17 protein-coding genes and 1 tRNA gene are annotated in these 18255 nt (G+C 70.4%); 7 read left to right on the top strand and 11 right to left on the bottom strand.

The genetic code is table 11. The features are described from left to right. The 4 genes from AB7M35_RS21560 to AB7M35_RS21545 all read left to right on the top strand — a co-directional run bounded on the left by AB7M35_RS21560 (position 1) and on the right by AB7M35_RS21545 (position 3833). Positions 1-441, top strand: coding sequence for a tripartite tricarboxylate transporter TctB family protein (locus AB7M35_RS21560; protein WP_453962596.1), 441 nt, complete (start codon positions 1-3; stop codon positions 439-441). Between the two features lie 4 nt (positions 442-445). Next, the gene (locus AB7M35_RS21555; RefSeq protein ID WP_453962595.1) at positions 446-1927 is read left to right on the top strand and encodes a tripartite tricarboxylate transporter permease; all 1482 of its coding nucleotides are present in this window, start codon (positions 446-448) and stop codon (positions 1925-1927) included. Positions 1928-2345: 418 nt separating this feature from the next. Then, positions 2346-2972: an isochorismatase family protein gene (locus AB7M35_RS21550; protein WP_453962594.1), complete on the top strand. Its 627-nt coding sequence runs from the start codon at positions 2346-2348 to the stop codon at positions 2970-2972. Between the two features lie 231 nt (positions 2973-3203). Next, positions 3204-3833 carry a pyridoxamine 5'-phosphate oxidase family protein gene (locus AB7M35_RS21545; protein WP_453962593.1) on the top strand — a complete coding sequence of 210 codons (630 nt, stop codon included), beginning with the start codon at positions 3204-3206 and terminating at the stop codon, positions 3831-3833. Positions 3834-3873: 40 nt separating this feature from the next. On the opposite strand, the gene AB7M35_RS21540 is transcribed toward AB7M35_RS21545, so the two are convergent. The 4 genes from AB7M35_RS21540 to AB7M35_RS21525 all read right to left on the bottom strand — a co-directional run bounded on the left by AB7M35_RS21540 (position 3874) and on the right by AB7M35_RS21525 (position 8660). After that, positions 3874-4824 carry a hypothetical protein gene (locus tag AB7M35_RS21540; RefSeq protein ID WP_453962592.1) on the bottom strand — a complete coding sequence of 317 codons (951 nt, stop codon included), beginning with the start codon at positions 4822-4824 and terminating at the stop codon, positions 3874-3876. Between the two features lie 182 nt (positions 4825-5006). After that, positions 5007-6122, bottom strand: a complete 1116-nt coding sequence (locus tag AB7M35_RS21535) for a GGDEF domain-containing protein (protein ID WP_453962591.1) — start codon at positions 6120-6122, stop codon at positions 5007-5009. Positions 6123-6367: 245 nt separating this feature from the next. Next, the gene (locus tag AB7M35_RS21530; RefSeq protein WP_453962590.1) at positions 6368-8149 is read right to left on the bottom strand and encodes an SLC13 family permease; all 1782 of its coding nucleotides are present in this window, start codon (positions 8147-8149) and stop codon (positions 6368-6370) included. Positions 8150-8300: 151 nt separating this feature from the next. After that, positions 8301-8660 carry a hypothetical protein gene (locus tag AB7M35_RS21525; protein ID WP_453962589.1) on the bottom strand — a complete coding sequence of 120 codons (360 nt, stop codon included), beginning with the start codon at positions 8658-8660 and terminating at the stop codon, positions 8301-8303. A 385-nt stretch (positions 8661-9045) separates the two neighbouring features. On the opposite strand from AB7M35_RS21525, the gene AB7M35_RS21520 reads away from it, so the two are divergent. Continuing rightward, complete coding sequence (locus AB7M35_RS21520) at positions 9046-9714, top strand: potassium channel family protein (RefSeq protein ID WP_453962588.1); 669 nt, start codon at positions 9046-9048, stop codon at positions 9712-9714. Positions 9715-9726: 12 nt separating this feature from the next. Beyond that, positions 9727-11067, top strand: a complete 1341-nt coding sequence (locus AB7M35_RS21515) for a TrkH family potassium uptake protein (protein WP_453962587.1) — start codon at positions 9727-9729, stop codon at positions 11065-11067. 187 nt (positions 11068-11254) lie between these two features. Here AB7M35_RS21515 and AB7M35_RS21510 read toward each other — a convergent pair whose 3' ends face one another. The 7 genes from AB7M35_RS21510 to AB7M35_RS21480 all read right to left on the bottom strand — a co-directional run bounded on the left by AB7M35_RS21510 (position 11255) and on the right by AB7M35_RS21480 (position 16877). Further along, entirely contained in the window at positions 11255-11785 is a 531-nt protein-coding gene (locus tag AB7M35_RS21510; RefSeq protein ID WP_453962586.1) for a hypothetical protein, read from the bottom strand. A gap of 22 nt (positions 11786-11807) precedes the next feature. After that, a tRNA-Thr gene (locus AB7M35_RS21505) sits at positions 11808-11883 on the bottom strand. Positions 11884-12087: 204 nt separating this feature from the next. Then, positions 12088-12516 carry an arsenate reductase (glutaredoxin) gene (arsC, locus tag AB7M35_RS21500; protein WP_453962585.1) on the bottom strand — a complete coding sequence of 143 codons (429 nt, stop codon included), beginning with the start codon at positions 12514-12516 and terminating at the stop codon, positions 12088-12090. A 49-nt stretch (positions 12517-12565) separates the two neighbouring features. Beyond that, a complete protein-coding gene (arsB, locus tag AB7M35_RS21495; protein ID WP_453962584.1) occupies positions 12566-13648 on the bottom strand; it encodes an ACR3 family arsenite efflux transporter in 1083 nt (360 codons plus the stop codon). A 24-nt stretch (positions 13649-13672) separates the two neighbouring features. Beyond that, on the bottom strand, positions 13673-14185 hold the full coding sequence (locus AB7M35_RS21490) for an arsenate reductase ArsC (protein ID WP_453962583.1): 513 nt from the start codon (positions 14183-14185) through the stop codon (positions 13673-13675). Then, positions 14182-14562 (bottom strand): ArsR/SmtB family transcription factor, encoded by a 381-nt coding sequence (locus AB7M35_RS21485; protein ID WP_453962582.1) that lies wholly within the window; start codon positions 14560-14562, stop codon positions 14182-14184. Before AB7M35_RS21485 ends, AB7M35_RS21490 begins: the two co-directional genes overlap by 4 nt. A 302-nt stretch (positions 14563-14864) precedes the next feature. Then, on the bottom strand, positions 14865-16877 hold the full coding sequence (locus AB7M35_RS21480; protein ID WP_453962581.1) for an MFS transporter: 2013 nt from the start codon (positions 16875-16877) through the stop codon (positions 14865-14867). A 252-nt stretch (positions 16878-17129) separates the two neighbouring features. On the opposite strand from AB7M35_RS21480, the gene AB7M35_RS21475 reads away from it, so the two are divergent. After that, positions 17130-18095 carry a TAXI family TRAP transporter solute-binding subunit gene (locus AB7M35_RS21475; protein WP_453962580.1) on the top strand — a complete coding sequence of 322 codons (966 nt, stop codon included), beginning with the start codon at positions 17130-17132 and terminating at the stop codon, positions 18093-18095. The last annotated feature ends 160 nt before the right edge of the window (positions 18096-18255 follow it).

Below are 18255 nucleotides of genomic sequence, written 5' to 3'. Positions count from 1 at the left end.
ATGCAGCCGAAGCTCAATCGAGATGCCGTCAGCGGGCTCCTGCTCGTTCTGATCGGAGCCGCCGCCGCCTATCGCGCCATCGACTACGGCATCGGCAGCACGGCGCGCATGGGCTCCGGCTACTTCCCGCTGCTGATCGGCGGGGCGCTGGTGCTGCTCGGCGCGGCCATCGGGATCGGCGGGCTGCGCGCCGCCTCGACGCCCCTTCACGTTCCCTGGCGCGAGTTGCTTCTGATCGCGCTCAGCGTCGCGAGCTTCGCATTGATCATCGGCCGGTTCGGCCTGTTTCCGGCTCTGGGCGTCTCGGTGCTCCTGGCCTGCCTGGCCGACCGCGGCGGCAGTCTCCGCCGGACGATCGGCATCGTCCTGTTCTCCTGCCTGCTCGTCTGGCTCGTGTTCGTGGTCGGGCTGAATTCCCCCGCGGCCCTGATCAAGGTGTGATCCGATGGAGTTGTTCACGCTCGGCTTCGCGTCGCTGACGCTGACCTCGGTGGTCTATTGCTTCGCCGGCGTCTTCCTCGGAACGCTGATCGGCGTCCTGCCCGGCGTCGGGGCGCTGTCGGCGATCTCCCTGCTGATGCCGGTCTCCTTCTATCTCGATCCGACGACGGCGCTGGTGTTCCTGTCGGGGATCTACTACGGCGCCGAGTACGGCGGCTCCACTGCCTCCATCATGCTCAACCTGCCGGGCACCTCGTCCAACGCCATCACCTGCCTCGACGGCTATCCGATGGCCCAGAACGGCAAGGCCGGCGTGGCGCTGACGGTCACCACCTACGTGTCCTTCTTCGGAGGAACGGTCGGCATCCTGCTCCTGACCTTCCTCTCGCCGCTGATCAGCCGGCTGGCGGTCGCCGTCGGCCCCTCGGAATACGCCGCGATCCTGCTGTTGAGCATCATCATGGCGGCCACGATCTCCGACGGGCCGCCGCTGAAGGGCATCGCGATGGTGCTGCTCGGCGCCCTGCTCGGCACCGTCGGCATCGACGTGAACAGCGGCGACTACCGCTTCACCTTCGCCGTCCCGGAACTCTTCGACGGCATCAGCCTGGTCGCGCTGGCGCTCGGCACGTTCGGCGTGGGCGAGGTCATCTTCGCGATCGGCGCCCAGAAGGCGCGCGGTCCGATGCCCAAGGTCTCCTGGCGCTCGATGATCCCGAGCCGGCCGGAATTCCTGAAGACGCTGCTGCCGATGATACGCGGCACCGGGGTCGGCAGCGTCGTCGGCCCGCTGCCGGGGGCGGGGCCGACGATCGCCTCGCTCATCGGTTATGCCATCGAGAAGCGCATCAGCCGCACGCCCCACCGGTTCGGCAAGGGGGCGATCGAAGGCATCTCGTCGCCCGAGGCGGCCAACAACGCGGCCGTGCAGACGGCCTTCATCCCGACCCTTTCGCTCGGCATCCCGGGCAGCCCGACCATGGCGATCATGCTCGGCGCCCTGATGATCCACGGCATCTCGCCCGGGCCGAAGTTCATCTTCGAGCAGCCGGAAATGTTCTGGGGGCTGGTCGCCAGCTTCTGGCTCGGCAACATCATCCTGCTGGGCCTGAACCTGCCGCTGGTCGGCATCTGGCTCTGGCTCCTGCGGATCCCGTACTCGATGATGTATCCGGTGATCATCGCGCTCATCTGCGCGGGCGTCTACACGCTGACCAACAGCGCGTTCGCCGTGTGGCTGGTCCTCGGCTTCGGCTTCGTGGGCTTCCTGCTGCGGCTGTTCCACTACTCGCCGGCCCCGCTGCTCATCGGCTTCATCCTCGGGCCGATGCTCGAGGAAAACCTGCGGCGGGCGCTGCTGATCCATCGCGGCAGCTATCTGGAGATGCTCTCCCGTCCCACCACCGCGGTGCTCATGGCGATCACGGTGGGCGTCCTGCTCTGGGCGCTCCTCAAGCGGACCCCGCCGGTCCCGGCGGAAGACTGAGACCCCTTCGATCATGCCCCTGAGGTAGCCTCGCCGCACCCTCGCCGGCGAGATCAAATGGGAGACCGAGGCACAGCGGGCATTGTCCCCAGGTATCGGCGGTCACCCTGAGTTCTTCTCACACGGTGTCGGACGACGACCACCGGTGGCGCCGGACCCAGCGTCCTCCGCGCGCGGTCGCGGTGGAGGGTCCGCGTCCGTCGGCATCCAGTCCGCGAGGGGCCGTTGTCGGTCGCCGACCGGTTGTCCGCCGGTACCGAAAGGCCGTAGCCGGACCAACCCAAGGTGCAATTGCCGCCGAGCCTCCTCATGCGGCAGCGTGGGATCACACGACGACAGGCCTGCCGTTCCAAAGGAAACGCCAATGTCGGGTTCCCCTCGAGAAAAGACCAGTGTCCTGCCGTCCGGTGGCGGCGCCATGCTCATGGATCCCGCCGATACGGTCGTGCTTTTGCTGGACCATCAGTCGGGCCTGTTCCAGACGGTGAAGGACATCCCGGTGGCGGATCTGCGCCGCAACGTCGAGATGATCGCCAGGCTCTGCACCCTGCTCGATATCCCGGTGATCACCACGGCGTCCGAGCCGGCCGGGAGCAACGGCCCGTTGATGCCGGAAATCCATCACTACGCCCCTCATGCCGTCTACGTGCCGCGCAAGGGCGAGGTGAACGCTTGGGACAACGATGATTTCGTGGCCCAGGTCGCGTCGACCGGCCGGAAGACCCTCGTCATGGCGGGCGTCTGGACGAGCGTCTGCGTCATGTTTCCCGCCCTGGACGCGCGTGCGGCCGGCTTCGACGTCTATGCCGTCATCGACGCGTCGGGAGATCCCAGCGAGATGGCCTCCCGGGTTTCCCTGAGCCGCTTCGTGCAGGGCGGCGTGAAGCCGACCACCACCAACGCTCTCCTGTCGGAATTGCATCGCACGTGGGCGCGGCCGGAGGCCGCCGATCTGGCGCAGCTCTACGGCCTCGTCGCGCCGAACTACGCGGCGGTCATCGAAAGCTACGTGCGGGCACAGCAGGCGGCCCGGGACGCCACCTGAAGCGCCCGCGCGACGTGGAAGGCTCCGGACGCGCCCTCCACGTCACCCCGCGGTCTCCGTTGGCGCGCACCGGGCGCGATTGTGCGCCGAACCCGGCCGGCGCTATCCTGCCGAAGCCTCGTGTCCGGACGGTCCGCATCACGGCACGCCCGTCCCTTCATCGGGAGCGGCAGCGGCGCGCTTTCACGGCCATTCCCGCCGGCCGCCCGGACCTCGACTGCGGAGAAGCACATGGCCTACGGATTCATGGACATCGCGCTGACCCCCAGTGTCCGGGACGCGCAGGCGGAAATGAAAGCCGATCATCTCTGGTCGGATTTCAAGGGCTCTCGCCAGTTCGATCGGTTCACGGACCAGGAAGCCGCCTTCATCGCGGAGCGTGACAGCTTCTACATCGCCTCGGTCTCGGAGACCGGCTGGCCGTACGTCCAGCACCGCGGCGGCCCGCCCGGCTTTCTGAAGATGCTGGACGACACGACGCTCGCCTTCGCCGACTATCGGGGCAACCGTCAGTATATCAGCACCGGCAATCTCCAGGCGAACGACCGCGCCTGCCTGTTCCTGATGGACTATCCCCGGCGGGCGCGCCTCAAGATCTATGCCCACGCCGAGAAGCTGTCCGTCGATGCGGACGCGTCGGTGACGAAACGGGTTCTGGACCCGGACTACAAGGCGAACCTGGAGCGGATTTTCGTCCTGCATCTGGCCGCGTTCGACTGGAACTGTCCGCAGCACATCACGCCGCGCTTCACCGAACGCGAAGTCGCCAGGGGCGTTCAGCCGCTGCGCGAGCGCATCGAGCAGTTGGAGCGCGAGAACGCCATGTTGCGCGACCAGCTGGCGTCGGGCGGAGGGGACTGATCCCCCGCGTGGCGACCCGGTCAGCCGATCTCCGCAAGGTTTACGCCGGGCCCCAGGTGGCTTCCAGCAGGTCGACGATCGGCTCGATCCGGTCGAGATCCCACGTCCGGTCGAGCCGGTACACCGGCACGGCCGCCGCCGTCGCCGCCGACAGCCGGAAGATCTGCGGCGTCCGGCCGAGGTGCCGGGCAATCTCCGGGCGGAAGGTGTTCTGCAGCACGTTGGTGATCGCCTCGGCGCCGGCGAGCGGTTTGAGCTCGGGGTGTGGCCCCGCCGCCTGCTCCAGGGCGACGACCGCGCGCAGCGGGCGGGCGCTCACCTCGGGCTCCTGGCGGACGTGATATTTCTCCCAGCGCAGCGTGTCGCGGTTGGCCTCCAGCCGGGGCTTGCCGAGCGCGTCCATGCTGGCGCCCCAGAGCTTCAGCCGGGCGATCGCCGGCCGCACCATCGGTGCAGCGCCGCCGGTGTCGACGACGCACACGTCGTCGGCGACGGTCTGGTGGCCGCGGTCCGACAGGAACGCCGCCATCGTCGACTTGCCCGCGCCGGAAACGCCGGCGAAGGCCACCACCCCGTCGCCGAAGGTGACGGCGCTGGCGTGCAGCGGCAGCAGCCCCCGCATGTGGATGAACGCGCCGAGCACCGATCCGAACAGGATCGCCCGGAGGTCCTTCTCGACGATCGGCAGCACGGGATCGATGCGGATGGTGCCCGGGGCGGTCAGCAGGAAGCGGCCGATGGCTTGTGGCCGGATGAGGATCTCGTCCGTCCCGCGCGTCTCGAACCAGCGGCGCACGTGATCGGCCCCCTCAAGGTGGGGCGGGACGCTGCCGAAGCGGATGTCGAGATCGGGCTCGGTTCCGGGCGGCAGCGCGCTTGCCAGCGGCCGCAGCTCCGGCAGTGCCAGCTCCGAACGCACGATGAACCCGCAGAGGTGATAGAGCCCGGTCTCGCCGCACGGGATCGCGGCGTCGTCCTGGTCCGAAATCATGCTGTCCCGTTCGATGGGCCTGCATCCTCCTCTCCGCCATCCCGGCGGGATCGGGTCCGAAGGCTGTGCCGTAAGGGTGTCGCGGCCGGCGCGTTCCGGTGCGATCGCGACATGCTCTAGCGCCTTTTCCGGCGGCGGGGAAACCCCTCGTCAGGCAGAGGGCGCCGGCGAACGCGGATCGGTCAGCTCGCCGCCGCAAGCCGGGTCGCGGACGCCCCGCGGTCCGACGAGGAGACCCGGTTGCGGCCGGTGTTCTTGGAGACGTAGAGGGCCGTGTCGGCCGCCGACAGCACCGCCTCGACCGATCCGCCGACCAGCTCGCTGGAGCTGGTGCCGATGCTGACGGTGAAGACGACCGCTCCGCGCTCGGTGTCGATTGTCTCGTTCGTGACGACCCGGCGAATGCGCTCGGCGATGTCGTCGGCCACCGCCGGCGGGGTGTCGGGCAGCAGCAGCGCGAACTCCTCGCCGCCGATCCGCGCCGGGATGTCGGCCGCGCGGCTGTGGTCGCGCAGCACTGCCGCGAGCCGGCGGATCACCTCGTCGCCGACCGGATGGCCGAAGCTGTCGTTGATCGCCTTGAAGCGGTCGATGTCCATCAGCAGCACGCTGAACGGGGCGTCGCGGCGGTCCTGCCGGGCGACTTCCCCCTCCAGGGCCGAGTAGAACGCGCGCCGGTTGGCGAGCCCGCTCAGCTCGTCGGTGGTCGCCAGTTCGCGGACACGCTGCTCCGCCGCCAGCCGCGCCTGCTCGTGCATCATGATCGTCCCCAGCGCGATGACGCCGAGGATCCGCGCGGCGCTCAGCGGCAGGAACGTCTCGGCCAGGTACGTCTCCACGACGCTCCAGGGGAACAGCAGCACGGCGAGCGAGGCGAGGGGCGACAGCAACGCCAGGATCACCAGCGCGCGGAAGCCGATCCGTTCCTCCCTGGCGCGCAGCACGTAGTAGCCAAGGAGGCCGACCGCGGTGCTGATGGCGATGACCAGGCACCCGGCCAGCGCGCCCGCGCCGCCGATATGGATCCGGAAGGCGATGCTGACGGCGGCGGCGACCAGCCCGGCCGCCGGGCCTGCGAAGAAGCCCGCGAGCGTCAGCATGGTGGTGCGCGAATCGACCATGACACCGGGGCGCAGCTCGACGGGATCGAGCATGGCGAGGAGGCTGCCGAAGCCGAACAGGACGCCGACGAGGAGCGCGTGCTCCATCCGCCCCAGCCGCTGCGGGATCAGCGAAAAGGCCACCGCGACGAAGGCCAGCGGGCTCAGGTTGTGCAGCAGCGCTTTCGCGAGTTCCATCAAGTCGCCCTCGTTCCTGGTCGGTCTCCGGCAACGGGCCAGCCCGGGTCAGGGTCCGGGACATACCTCACGATAGCATCTCCTGGGGCGCGGACGTCCCAGGGACCGCGACCGCCTCGCTTGCATTCGGACCGTCCGATCCGGCCGGACGTGCGCGGGGGCGCGGCCGATCCCCGTCGCATGAGGCCTCTACGAGGGAAAGGCGCGCCTTGGATCTATCGTCCCATGCCGTGATTGCGCGGGGCTTACTCCAGCCCGTACAGGGTCGAGATGGCGAGGCAGGTGGCGAGGCCGACGAGGATGTTCATCGGCACGCCCACCCTAAGGAAGTCGGAGAAGCGGTAGTTGCCGGCGGCGTAGACCAGCGTGTTGGTCTGGTAGCCGATCGGCGTGGCGAAGCTCGCCGAGGCACCGAACATCACCGCCATCACGAACGAGCGCGGCTCCAGCCCCGACGCCTGGGCAAGCCCGACCGCCAGCGGCGTGAGGATCACGGCCACCGCGTTGTTGGTCACCGCCTCCGTCAGCACCGAGGTCAGCGCGTAGACGCACAGCAGCAGCAGGAACGGCGACAGACTGTCGAGCCACGGCGAGAGCGTGTCGACCACCAGCTTCAGCGCCCCGGTCCGGTCGAGCCCGGCGCCGACCGCCAGCATCGAGAAGATCAGCACCAGCACGCCGCCGTCGATGGATTCCATCGCCTCGTCGAGGTCGATGCAGCGCAGCAGCATCAGCACCGCCGCCGCGATCAGCGCCAGCGCCGCGATCGGCATCACGTCGAACGCCGACAGCACCACCACCGATGCCAGCGCCAGCACGGCGATCGGCGCGCGCCGGCGGCGATAGCCGCGGGTGCCGGTCTCGGTGAAGGAGACGATGTCGCCTTCCTCCTCCAGCGTGGCGAAGCTCTGGGGCTCGCCGGCCAGCAGCAGCACGTCGGCGCCGCGCAGCCGGGTGCTGCCGAGGTCGGGGCCGGGGATGTGGCCGTGGCGGCGCACGCCCAGCGGCGTGATGCCGAAGCGGGCCGGGAAGTTGTAGTCGACGAGGCTGCGCATGTGGCCGCGCGAGCGCGGCGAGACGAGCGCCTCGACGATCTTCTCCGACTTGCCGGCGACGCTGCGCTGGCGGGTGCCGACGGTCAGGCCGTCCTCCTCGTGGAAGGTCAGGATCTCGGTCGCCGGCGCCATCAGCACGACGCGGTCGCCCACCGCGCTGGTCTCGGCCTGGACGCCCGACCGGAGCACCTTCTCGCGGCGCTTGACCGCCAGGATGCGCATGCCCGGCCGCTGGAACAGCGCCAGCTCGGCGTAGGTCTTGCCGACGTCCTCGAAGGCCTCGCCGATCTGCACCTCGGTCAGGTAGATCTCGCTGCCCTCGCTCTCGCCGCCGGTGCGGAAGCCCGGCCGGTCCGGCAGCAGGAAGCGGCCGCCGATCAGCATGAACAGCCCGCCCGCCGCCGCCGCGACGAGGCCGATCGGGGTGATCTCGAAGAGCCCGAACGGCGCCAGCCCGAGATTGGTCGACACGCCGTCGACGAGCAGGTTCGTCGAGGTGCCGATCAGCGTGCAGGTGCCGCCGAGGATGGCCGCGTAGGAGAGGGGGATCAGCAGCCGCGAGGCCGGCGTGTTGATCGACGCCGCCAGCCGGATCACCAGCGGAATCAGCACCATCACCAGCGGCGTGTTGTTCATGAACGCCGAGGCGATGATCGCCCCCGCCACCACGGCCAGCACCGCGGTCATCGGCCGGGTCTGGGCGCGGTCGAGGACGAAGGCGGAGATCGCCTCCAGCGCGCCGGTGCGCACCAGCGCGCCCGACAGCACGAACATCGCGGCGATGGTGATCGGGGCGGAGTTGGAGAACACCGCCAGCAGCTGGTCGGTGGTCAACAGGCCCAGCAGCACGAACGCCGCCGCCCCGGCCGCTCCGACCACCGCCGGCGGCCAGCGCTCGAGCAGGAACCCGATGAAGATGATGGCGACGAGCGCGAGCGCGGCGGTTGCCGCCCACTCTTCGGGCACGAGCATAGGGTCACTCCCAGCGGATCGGTCGGTCGGTGCGACGGGGCGTTGCGGCCGCATCAACAGCCATGAACACGCCGGGGGCGGTCGGGGTTGCCGCGCCGGAGGCAGAATTCGCATCGGACCGTGCGATTTCTGCTCCGGCGCGGCATTTCGGTCAGGTGCCGGGCAGCGGAGCCCGTCCCAGCGGCGGCCGGGAGGCTTGCTGGCGGGCGCCCGGGGCCGGCCGGCGGGGCGCCAGCAGGCGGAACGCCACCCAGGAGACGACGAACACCGCCACCACCGCGGCGGTGCCGATGGCCAGGTCGGCCACCGTCGACAGGGGGAAGCGCATGGCGCCCATCTCGACGGTCGCGACCGCCAGCGTGAAGGCGCCTGTGAAGAACACCGCCACCGGCATGACGACGGCCTCGCTCTTCAGACGCGAATGGTCCGGGAGCGCGCCGAAATGGCGGACGGTCCAGAGGAAGGCGAGCGTCACGCATGCGAGCGCGGCGACCGCAACGAGCAGGTACATGATCAACACCTCGAAGAAGAGCGGACCCTTGGGCCCGCCGAAGCGAGGAGCCCTCGCCGGCTCGAGGCGGAGTGTTTTGGCTTGGTTAGGGACGCCGGCGGCCGGATCGCGGCCGGGCAGGCGCCTTGCGCAGGCCGGACGCTCCGTCCGACGGCGCCCATTTTACGCCGCCTCCGAAATCCCCGCAATCGTCCTCGCCGGGCGCCGCCGGTCGCGACCCCGGGCGCCGTTCGCCTGCGACCGAATGCGCGCGGCCGCCGGTGGAACCGCGGGGCGGGAAGCACGGTTCGCTTCACACGAAGGGGGTGCGCGGGCCATGATGCGCGCCGCCGCCCCGCCCGCCGCCCATGCCGCCCCCTGCCGCCGAGACCCCCATGGAGCCCACATGACCACCAAGAACCGGAGCTTCGTCGTCATCGGGCTCGGCACCTTCGGCGGCACCGTCGCCGTCGAGCTGGCGCGCTTCGGCAACCACGTGCTCGGCATCGACACCAGCGAGACCATCGCCAGCCGCTTCACCGACGAGCTGTCGGAGGTGGTGATCGCCGACGGGCGCGACGAGGACGCCCTGCGCGAGGCCGGCGTCGGCAGCTACGACGTGGCCGTGGTGGCGATCGGCGAGGACCTGGAGTCCAACGTGCTGTGCACCATGAACGTGAAGATGCTCGGCGCGCCCATCGTCTGGGCCAAGGCGACCAGCCGCACCCACCACCGCATCCTCGCCAAGCTCGGCATCGACCGGGTCATCCAGGCCGAGCACGACATCGGGATGCACGTCGCCCAGATGCTGCACAATCCGCTGGTGCGCGACTATGTCAGCCTCGGCAACGGCTTCCACATCGTCGACTTCCAGGTCCCCGAGCGCATCGACGGCAAGACCGTGGACGCGCTGAACCTGATGGACGGCTTCGAGCTGCGCTGCCTGGGCCTGATGCGCGGCAGCGAGTTCCACGAATGCGGCGCCGACTGCGGCGTCCTGCTGCAGACCGGCGACAAGCTGCTGCTGCTCGGCGAGCGCCAGAACCTGAGATCCTTCGCCGACAGCCTGGCCTAGGCCGGTTCCGCGATGCAGATCCTGTCCCACTTCACCCGCCGCCGCATCAACATCCCGCCGCCGGCGGTGCTCGCCGGCTTCTACGCCGCCATCGCCCTGATCGGCACGCTGCTCCTGAAGCTGCCGGCCTCCGCCCATGGCTTCACAAGCTGGTTCGACGCGGCCTTCACGGCGGTCTCCGCGGTCACCGTCACCGGCCTCGTGGTGGTCGACACCGGCAGCCACTTCAGCCTCTTCGGCCAGGCGGTGCTGCTGGTGCTGATCCAGCTCGGCGGCCTCGGGCTGATGACGTTCGCGGTGCTGGTGCTGTCGATGTTCGGCGTGCCCATCGGCCTGCCCCACCGGATCTTCCTGAAGGAGGAGCTGAACCAGACCTCGATCACCGACCTGTTGCGGCTGGTGGCGACGATCCTGCGCGTGGTGCTGGTCTGCGAGATCGTCGGCGCGGCGCTGCTGGCGTTCGTCTTCGTGCCGGAGTTCGGCTGGGCGGGTGGCCTCTGGCAGGCGGTCTTCCACAGCGTCTCGGCCTTCAACAACGCCGGCTTCTCGCTGTTTCCCGACAGCCTCACGCGCTACGTCGGCGATCCGCTGGTCAATGTCACCGTGCCGGCGCTGTTCATCGTCGGCGGCCTCGGCTTCAGCGTCATCGCCGACGTCCGCAAGCGGCGCCAGTGGCACCGCTTCACGCTGCACACCAAGCTGATGCTGCTGGCCACCGCGGCGCTCTTGGTGTGGACCACCGGCGTCTTCGCCGCGCTGGAGTGGACCAACCCGCAAACCCTCGGCGCCCTGCCAGACACCGCGACGCGGCTGATGGCGAGCTGGTTCCAGGCGGCGACGCCGCGCACCGCCGGCTTCAACACCGTGCCCATGGAGGGGCTGACCGACGCCACCGCCCTGATGCTGATCTCGCTGATGTTCATCGGCGGCGGCAGCACGTCGACGGCCGGCGGCATCAAGGTCACCACCGTGGTGGTGCTGCTGATGGCCACCGTCGCCTTCTTCCGGCGCACCACCCATCTGCACGCCTTCGGCCGCAGCCTGGGGCTGGAGGAGGTGCTGAAGGTGCTGGCGCTCACGGTCGTCAGCATCCTGATCGTGATGAGCGGCGTGTTCGCGCTGGTGATCGTCCAGAAAGGCAATTTCCTCGACCTGGCGTTCGAGGTGGTGTCGGCCTTCGGCACCGTCGGCGTGTCGCGCGGGGTGACCGGCACGCTGGACCCGGCCGGGCGGCTGGTCATCATGGCGGCGATGTTCATCGGCCGGATCGGCCCGCTGACGCTGGGCTTCTTCCTCGCCACCCGCTCGGCGCCGCGCATCCGCTACCCGGCCGGACACGTGTTCCTCGGCTAGCGGCCCGGGGGGCCGCCGTCCCCTCAGGCCAGGTCTATGTGCGGAAAGCCGGGGACCGGGTTTCCGCCGTCAGCCCGCCTCCGCATTTCGATCACCGGTCACGATTCGGGACGTTGGGTCTTTGCGGTCCGAGACCGTCGCCCAACCGGGGCAACAGGCGGCACGAGCGGCCGGACTTGCCTCAGCCTCAGGCGCCGGCGCCGGCCGTGCGGCGCTCGGCGTCGGTGCAGGCGCGCCAGAAGCGCGTCGCGTCGGAGGCCTCCATCATCCGCATGCCGTCCGGCGGATAGCCGCCGTTGGCGGCCACCCAGTCGCGGATGTCGTCGGACTGGGGCGGGTCGATGGCGCCCAGGCGCTGGCTCAGGTCGGCGGAATAGACGGTGGCCTTGTGGAAGCCGAAGCGGGCGGCGGGCGTGACGCAGACGTGGGCGCGGGCCCTGTCGGCGAACGCCGCGCAGGCCGACTGGCAGGCTCCGTCGATGACGATCAGCTCCCGGCTTCCCGCGTTCACCTCGTCGGCGGCGCGCAGGAAGTAGACGAGCTCGCCGCCGTCGCTGGCGGTGATCACGCACGGCTCGCCGCACGGCCCGAACGCGCGCTCGAAATCGCTGGCCGGCACCGCCGCAGGCGGCGCCGCCGCCGGCACGCAGGCGGCAAGCAGAAACAGTCCGAGGAGAACGGCAAGGAGCCCGACCGGCCCGGCGAAAGCATGCCTCATCTGGGCGGTCTCGGGAGGGAAGTGGTGCCGCTTAGGTGACTCGAACACCTGACCCCATCATTACGAATGATGTGCTCTACCAACTGAGCTAAAGCGGCTGACCGGGAGGTGCATTGAACACCACCTTCGCCCTGCGCTCCACCCCCTTCGGACGGGCCGAAGCGGAAACGAGCACCGAGCATTGCGCGGGATGTACCGGCAACCGGCCGGCATTTCAAGGAGGCGCGCAAAAAACCGTCGTCAAAACTGCGGATCGGGGAGCGGACCGCGCGCGGGGCGGCGGTGGACGGGCCGCCCGCGCCTCAGCCCTGGGCGACCGGCGTGCCCGATGCGTCGACGACCTTGGCGCCGTCTTCCTTTTCGAACGCGCCGCGCTGCGGGTCGGGCAGGATGTCCAGCACGGTTTCCGATGGCCGGCACAGTCTCGTGCCAAGCGGCGTCACCACGATCGGCCGGTTGATCAGGATCGGGTGTTCCAGCATCAGGTCGATCAGCGCGTCGTCGGTCCACTTCGGATCGTCGAGGCCCAGCTCGTCGTAGGGCGTGCCCTTGCGGCGGAGCAGGTCGCGCACGGAAATCCCCATCCGGGCGATCAGGTCGACCAGCACGTCGCGTGCCGGCGGCGTCTTCAGGTACTCGATGACGACCGGCTCGGCGCCGGTGTTGCGGATCAGGCCCAGCACGTTGCGCGAGGTGCCGCAATTCGGGTTGTGGTAGATGGTGATGGTCATGGCCGCTCTCCGTGTGCCGTGTGCCGTGCGCGGGACGCTCTGCGGATCCTTATGCCTCGGGAAAGTGGCGTTTCGTGGCATTGGCGAAGGCGACCAGCGACAGCATCACCGGCACCTCCACCAGCACGCCGACGACGGTGGCGAGCGCGGCGCCCGATCCGAGCCCGAACAGGCCGATGGCCACCGCGACGGCCAGCTCGAAGAAGTTCGAGGTGCCGATCATCGCGCACGGGGCGGCGACGTTGAACGGCACCCGCCACGCCCACGCCGCCGCGTAGGTGAGCGCGAAGATGCCGTAGGACTGGATCAGCAGCGGGATCGCGATCATCACGATGAGGATCGGCCGCTCCACGATGACGTGGCCCTGGAAGCCGAACAGCAGCACCACGGTGGCGAGCAGGCCGATCACCGAGACGGGCTTGAGCGCGCCGGTGAAGCGGGCGACGGCGGCCTCGGCGTTCTCGCCGCGGCGGGCGTGGGCGGTCAGCCAGCGCCGGGTGGCGGCGCCGGCGGCCAGCGGGATGACGATATAGAGCACCACCGACAGGATCAGCGTTTCCCAGGGCACTGCGATCTCGGTGACGCCGAGCAGCAGCGCCACGATCGGGGCGAAGGCGAACACCATGATGACGTCGTTCACCGACACCTGGACGAGCGTGTAGGCCGGGTCGCCGCGGGTCATCTGCGACCAGACGAACACCATGGCCGTGCAGGGGGCGGCGCCGAGCAGGATCAGGCCGGCGATGTATTGCTGGGCGTCGGCCGGATCGATCCAGCGGGCGAACACGACCTCGAAGAACAGGACGGCGAGGCCGGCCATGGTGAACGGCTTGATCAGCCAGTTGACCACCAGCGTCAGCACCAGCCCCTTCGGCCGGTCGCCGATGTGGCGCAGGCTGGCGAAGTCGACGGCCACCATCATCGGGTAGACCATCGCCCAGATCAGCAGCGCCACCGGCAGGTTCACCGAGGCGTATTCGAGGCTGGCGAGCGCGCCGAACACGCCGGGCAGCAGGTTGCCCAGCACGATGCCGGCGAGGATGCAGAGCGCCACCCACACCGACAGCCATTTCTCGAAGAAGCCGATGCCGCCGGCCGGAGGGGGGGCGAGGGCTGCGTCGCGGGTGGTCATGAAACGATCCTTTGGGAAGACGGGTCAGGCGGTCTGGGCGGCGTCGGCCTTGCCGATCCGGTCGAGCTGGCGCTGCAGGCTGAGCTGGTCCAGCGAGGCCATCGGCAGCGCGAGGAACAGCGAGATCCGGGCGTTCAGCATCCGGAACGCGTCGGCGAACGCCAGCCGGCGCTCCGCCTCGGTGCCCTCGGCGGCGGCGGGATCGGGGATGCCCCAGTGGGCGGTCATCGGCTGGCCCGGCCAGACCGGGCAGGATTCCGCCGCCGCCTGGTCGCAGACGGTGAAGACGAAGTCCATCGCCGGCGCGCCGGGCTCGGCGAATTCCGACCAGCTCTTGGAGCGCAGGCCCTCCGTCGGGAAGTTGAGCCGTTCGAGCAGCTCGAGGGCATAGGGGTGGACGGCGCCCTTCGGCTGGCTTCCGGCGGAATAAGCGCGGAAGCGGCTGGCGCCGTCGCGGTTCAGGATCGACTCGGCCAGGATCGAGCGGGCGGAATTGCCCGTGCACAGGAACAGGACGTTCATCGGGGTATCGGTCATCTCGGCGGTCCCTGAACGGCGGGCCGGCACGAGGCGCCTTCGCCCTCGGCCCGGCAGGCCAGTGCTTCCATCAGCGGGGTGCAGATCTCCGGCCGGCCGGCGCAGCAGTCCTCCATCAGGTAGAGGATCAGGCCGCGCATCCCGGGGAGATCGACCCGGTATCGTATGCTTCGTCCGTGACGCTCCGCCGACACCAGCCCGCCGCGCGTGAGCAGCGCCAGGTGCGTCGACAGCGTGTTGGAGCGGACGTCCAGCGCCTCGGCGATCGCCCCGGCGGCGAGCCCCTCCGGCTCCTGGCGCACCAGCAGCCGGAACACCGACAGCCGCGTCGGATGGGCCAGCGCCGTCAGCGCGTCGAGGGCATCTGTCTTTTCCATAATTCGAGAATAATCGAAATGAAGGATTTGGCAAGCCCGGATCGGAGGGGGCAGGCCGGAAATTTCGGACCCCGCGCGGGCAACCGATCACGGGCGCCAGGAGGAATGCGGTCGGGCGGGCAATCGGGAAGCCCGGGGACCGCATGGGAACCCCGGGGTCGGAATGGGAAAGCCGGGGGCCGGATGGGAAATCGGGGGACCGGATGGGCCATCCGGGGCGGTCGCGGGACTCCATGGCCGGTCAAGGGCAGCCACGGGAAAGCATGGGACCGGCGGATTTCGCCCGCTCGGATCTCCCCCGCTCAGTCCCCGCGCGGCGGCGTGGCGCGCCGGGGCGGACGGGCGCGGCGCACGCGCGCGGGCTTCGCCTCCGCCGTGCCGGGCCCCGCCTTGGGCGATGGCGGCGGAGCGGACGTGGGCGCTGGATCCGTCACGCGAGCCGGCGGGGTCGCAGCGGTCGGCCGCGTCGGCTCCGCCGGTTCCGGCGTGGGCGCCACGGCCTGCGGGGCGACGGGGTTCGGCTCGGGCTCCGCCCTGGCCTTCGGTTCCCCGGTGGCCGGCGCCGTCCGGGCCTCGGGTGCGTCCGGCTCGGGTATCGCCTCGGGTTCCACCGGAACCAGCGGCCCGACCGGGACGAAGCGCGGCTCCACCAGCCCGGCCGTTCGCGGCTCGGGCCCGGCCGGCTGCAGCCGCTCGTGGTCGATCAGCGGGTCGGGCAGGTCGATGCGCCGCCACGGCGCCAGCCCCTGCTCCGGCGCGACGGGCCGGAACCCGTCCTCCTCGCGGCGCGCGCCGCCCGCCGGCAGCATGAGCGCGCCGATCGCCGCCGCCGCGGCGGCCAGCCCGGCGGCGAGGAAGCCGGCCACGACGAAGGTCGAGCGCACCGCCTCGGCGCGGATCGCCTGGATGTCGGCCGGGCCCGCCACCGGCGCCGCGAAGTCGGCCCGCGCCAGCACCGAGGCGAGCTGCGGCGCGAGCCCGGTGAGGGTATCCCGGTAGATCATCGTGGCGATGCCGCCCAGCGCCGCCACCGCGACCAGGCCGGCGAACCGCGCCACCGCGTTGTTGACGGCCGAGGCGATGCCCGCCCGGTTGGCCGGCGCGCCGGCCAGCACCGCCGCCGACAGCGGCGGCACGGCGAGCCCCATTCCGGCGCCGGTCAGCGCCATCGCCGGCAGCACGCCGAGCGCGTAGGCGTCGGCGCCCACCGCGAGCGCCACCAGCGCGAACCCCAGCGCCGCTACGGCGCAGCCGGCGGCGAGCGGCGCGCGGGCGCCGAAGCGGTCGACCACGTCGCCGGCGCGCCGCGCCACCAGCGCCATCGCCAGGCTGAACGGCAGGAACACCGCGCCGGCCTCCGCCGCGTCGCGTCCGCCGCCGTCGATCAGCGCGATGGGCATCAGGAAGAACAGCCCGCCGAGCGCCATGTAGAGCAGCAGCGTCACCCCATTGGCGCCCGAGAACGCCCGGTTGCGGAACAGCCCGACCGGCATCATCGGTTCCGCCGCGCCGCCGGCCTCCCACAGCACGAACAGCGTCATCCCCACGAGCCCGGAGAAGATGAGCGCCGCCGCGATGGTGCCGCCCGAGCCGGTGTCGATGCTGGTGACGGTGAGCCCCAGCGCCAGGATGCCCATGCCGGCGAGCGCGATGCCGCCGCCGATCAGGTCGAAGCGGCGGCCCTCCAGGATGGGGAAGTCGACCGGCACCCGGTAGCGCAGCAGCGCCAGCGCCGCCACCGCCGCGGGCAGGTTCAGGTAGAAGATCGCCCGCCACGACCAGACGTCGATCAGCAGGCCGCCGATGAGCGGCCCGATGGCGGCGGCGATGCTCGACCACGCCGCCCAGATGCCGATGGCGCGGCCGCGCTCGCCTTCGGGAAAGTTGGTGGCGATCAGCGCCAGCGCCCCCGGCACCATCACGGCGGCCGCCAGCCCCTGCACGCAGCGCGCGGCGATCAGGATATCGGCGCGCGGCGCCAGCCCGCAGGCGGCCGACGACAGCGCGAACAGCGCGATGCCGGCCCGGAACGTCCGCCAGCGCCCGAACGCGTCGGCCGCCGCCCCGCCGAGCAGCAGGAACGCCGACAGCACCAGCGCGTAGCCGGCCACCACCCACTGCATGGAGATGAACGACGCGCCCAGATCCTCGCGCATCGAGGCGAGCGCGACGGACACCGCCGTGGTGTCGACGAACGCCAGGCTCGATCCCAGGATCGCGACGATCAGGACGTATTTTCTCAGCTCGCGCGGACAGGGCTGCCAGTCGCACTCGGCGGGCAGCAGGCTGGACGAGAGCTGGGGTTCAGCGGTCATGCGGCAGGACGCGCCCCGGTTGGAATTGGCATCACGCGGCCGCGCGTTGCGGCCAATCCGATATGGTGCCCGAGCGGCCTTTCGAAAACGTGGACGCCGGCCGCGCCCGGGGCGGCGGCAACCTTGGATCTATTCGTCCCGCGGCCGGAAAACGTTGACTCCGTCGTCAACCGCGGATCGAATGTCCAGCAGAGCCGCGGACGATCCCCGGCCAATGCCATCTCAAGGGCACAACTCAAAGGGAGCCTTACGATGAAACGGACCATTGCAGCGCTTGCTGCCTCGGCGGTCCTCGCCGCCACCGGCCTCGCTTCAGCGCAAGACCAGCAGTTCATTTCCATCGGCACCGGCGGTGTCACCGGCGTCTACTATCCCACCGGCGGCGCCATCTGCCGGCTGGTGAACCGCGACCGCAAGGAACACGGCATCCGCTGCTCGGCGGAATCCACCGGCGGCTCGGTCTACAACATCAACACCGTCCGCTCGGGCGAGCTGGAATTCGGCGTCGCCCAGTCCGACTGGCAGTACCACGCCTACAACGGCACCTCGACGTTCGCCGACCAGGGGGCGTTCGAGAAGGAGCGCGCGGTGTTCTCCGTGCATCCCGAGCCGTTCACGCTGCTGGTGCGCGGCGATTCCGGCATCGGATCGTTCGAGGACCTGAAGGGCAAGCGCGTCAACGTCGGCAATCCGGGCTCCGGCCAGCGCGCCACCATGGAAGTCGTCATGGATGCCTACGGCATCGAGATGGGCGACTTCGCGCTGGCGACCGAGCTGAAGGGCTCGGAAATGGCCCAGGCGCTCTGCGACGGCAACATCGACGCGATGATCTACACCGTCGGCCACCCGGCCGCCGCCATCCAGGAAGCCGTCAACTCCTGCGACGTGAAGCTCGTCGACGTCACCGGTGAGCCGATCGAGAAGCTCATCGCCGACAACCCCTACTACCGCGTCGCGACCATCCCGGGCGGCATGTACAAGGGCAACGATCAGGACACCACGACCTTCGGCGTGGGCGCCACCTTCATCACCTCGGCCGACGTGTCGGATGACGTGGTGTACGTCGTGGTCAAGGCGGTGTTCGACAACTTCGACCAGTTCAAGCAGCTCCATCCCGCCTTCGCCAACCTGAAGGAGGAGGAGATGATCAAGGACGGTCTCTCCGCCCCGCTGCATCCGGGCGCCGAGAAGTACTACAAGGAGCGCGGCTGGATGTAAGGCCGCCGGCGGGGGGGGGGGGGGGGGGGGGGGGGGGGGGGGCCCCCCGGCGGGGGGGGGGGCCCCGCCCCCCCCCCCCCCCGGGGGGGGGGGGGGGGGGGGGCGCCCCCCCGCGCGCGGCCCCCCCCCCCGGGCCCCCCCCGCCCCGCCCCCCCCCCCC

It is taken from the genome of Amorphus suaedae (assembly GCF_053629675.1).
The sequence above is the reverse complement of the archived record's forward strand: the minus strand, read 5'-3'. Positions and strand labels throughout refer to the sequence as shown.

What these genes read in the sequence shown, in the direction of transcription:
- AB7M35_RS21560 (WP_453962596.1), top strand. Translation starts at nt 1, where the DNA reads ATGCAGCCGAAGCTCAATCGAGATGCCGTCAGCGGGCTCCTGCTCGTT.
- AB7M35_RS21475 (WP_453962580.1), top strand. Translation starts at nt 17,130, where the DNA reads ATGAAACGGACCATTGCAGCGCTTGCTGCCTCGGCGGTCCTCGCCGCC.
- AB7M35_RS21515 (WP_453962587.1), top strand. Translation starts at nt 9,727, where the DNA reads ATGCAGATCCTGTCCCACTTCACCCGCCGCCGCATCAACATCCCGCCG.
- AB7M35_RS21535 (WP_453962591.1), bottom strand. Translation starts at nt 6,122, where the DNA reads ATGGAACTCGCGAAAGCGCTGCTGCACAACCTGAGCCCGCTGGCCTTC.
- arsC (WP_453962585.1), bottom strand. Translation starts at nt 12,516, where the DNA reads ATGACCATCACCATCTACCACAACCCGAATTGCGGCACCTCGCGCAAC.
- AB7M35_RS21540 (WP_453962592.1), bottom strand. Translation starts at nt 4,824, where the DNA reads ATGATTTCGGACCAGGACGACGCCGCGATCCCGTGCGGCGAGACCGGG.
- AB7M35_RS21550 (WP_453962594.1), top strand. Translation starts at nt 2,346, where the DNA reads ATGCTCATGGATCCCGCCGATACGGTCGTGCTTTTGCTGGACCATCAG.
- AB7M35_RS21485 (WP_453962582.1), bottom strand. Translation starts at nt 14,562, where the DNA reads ATGGAAAAGACAGATGCCCTCGACGCGCTGACGGCGCTGGCCCATCCG.
- arsB (WP_453962584.1), bottom strand. Translation starts at nt 13,648, where the DNA reads ATGACCACCCGCGACGCAGCCCTCGCCCCCCCTCCGGCCGGCGGCATC.
- AB7M35_RS21555 (WP_453962595.1), top strand. Translation starts at nt 446, where the DNA reads ATGGAGTTGTTCACGCTCGGCTTCGCGTCGCTGACGCTGACCTCGGTG.
- AB7M35_RS21480 (WP_453962581.1), bottom strand. Translation starts at nt 16,877, where the DNA reads ATGACCGCTGAACCCCAGCTCTCGTCCAGCCTGCTGCCCGCCGAGTGC.
- AB7M35_RS21530 (WP_453962590.1), bottom strand. Translation starts at nt 8,149, where the DNA reads ATGCTCGTGCCCGAAGAGTGGGCGGCAACCGCCGCGCTCGCGCTCGTC.
- AB7M35_RS21525 (WP_453962589.1), bottom strand. Translation starts at nt 8,660, where the DNA reads ATGTACCTGCTCGTTGCGGTCGCCGCGCTCGCATGCGTGACGCTCGCC.
- AB7M35_RS21520 (WP_453962588.1), top strand. Translation starts at nt 9,046, where the DNA reads ATGACCACCAAGAACCGGAGCTTCGTCGTCATCGGGCTCGGCACCTTC.
- AB7M35_RS21545 (WP_453962593.1), top strand. Translation starts at nt 3,204, where the DNA reads ATGGCCTACGGATTCATGGACATCGCGCTGACCCCCAGTGTCCGGGAC.
- AB7M35_RS21510 (WP_453962586.1), bottom strand. Translation starts at nt 11,785, where the DNA reads ATGAGGCATGCTTTCGCCGGGCCGGTCGGGCTCCTTGCCGTTCTCCTC.
- AB7M35_RS21490 (WP_453962583.1), bottom strand. Translation starts at nt 14,185, where the DNA reads ATGACCGATACCCCGATGAACGTCCTGTTCCTGTGCACGGGCAATTCC.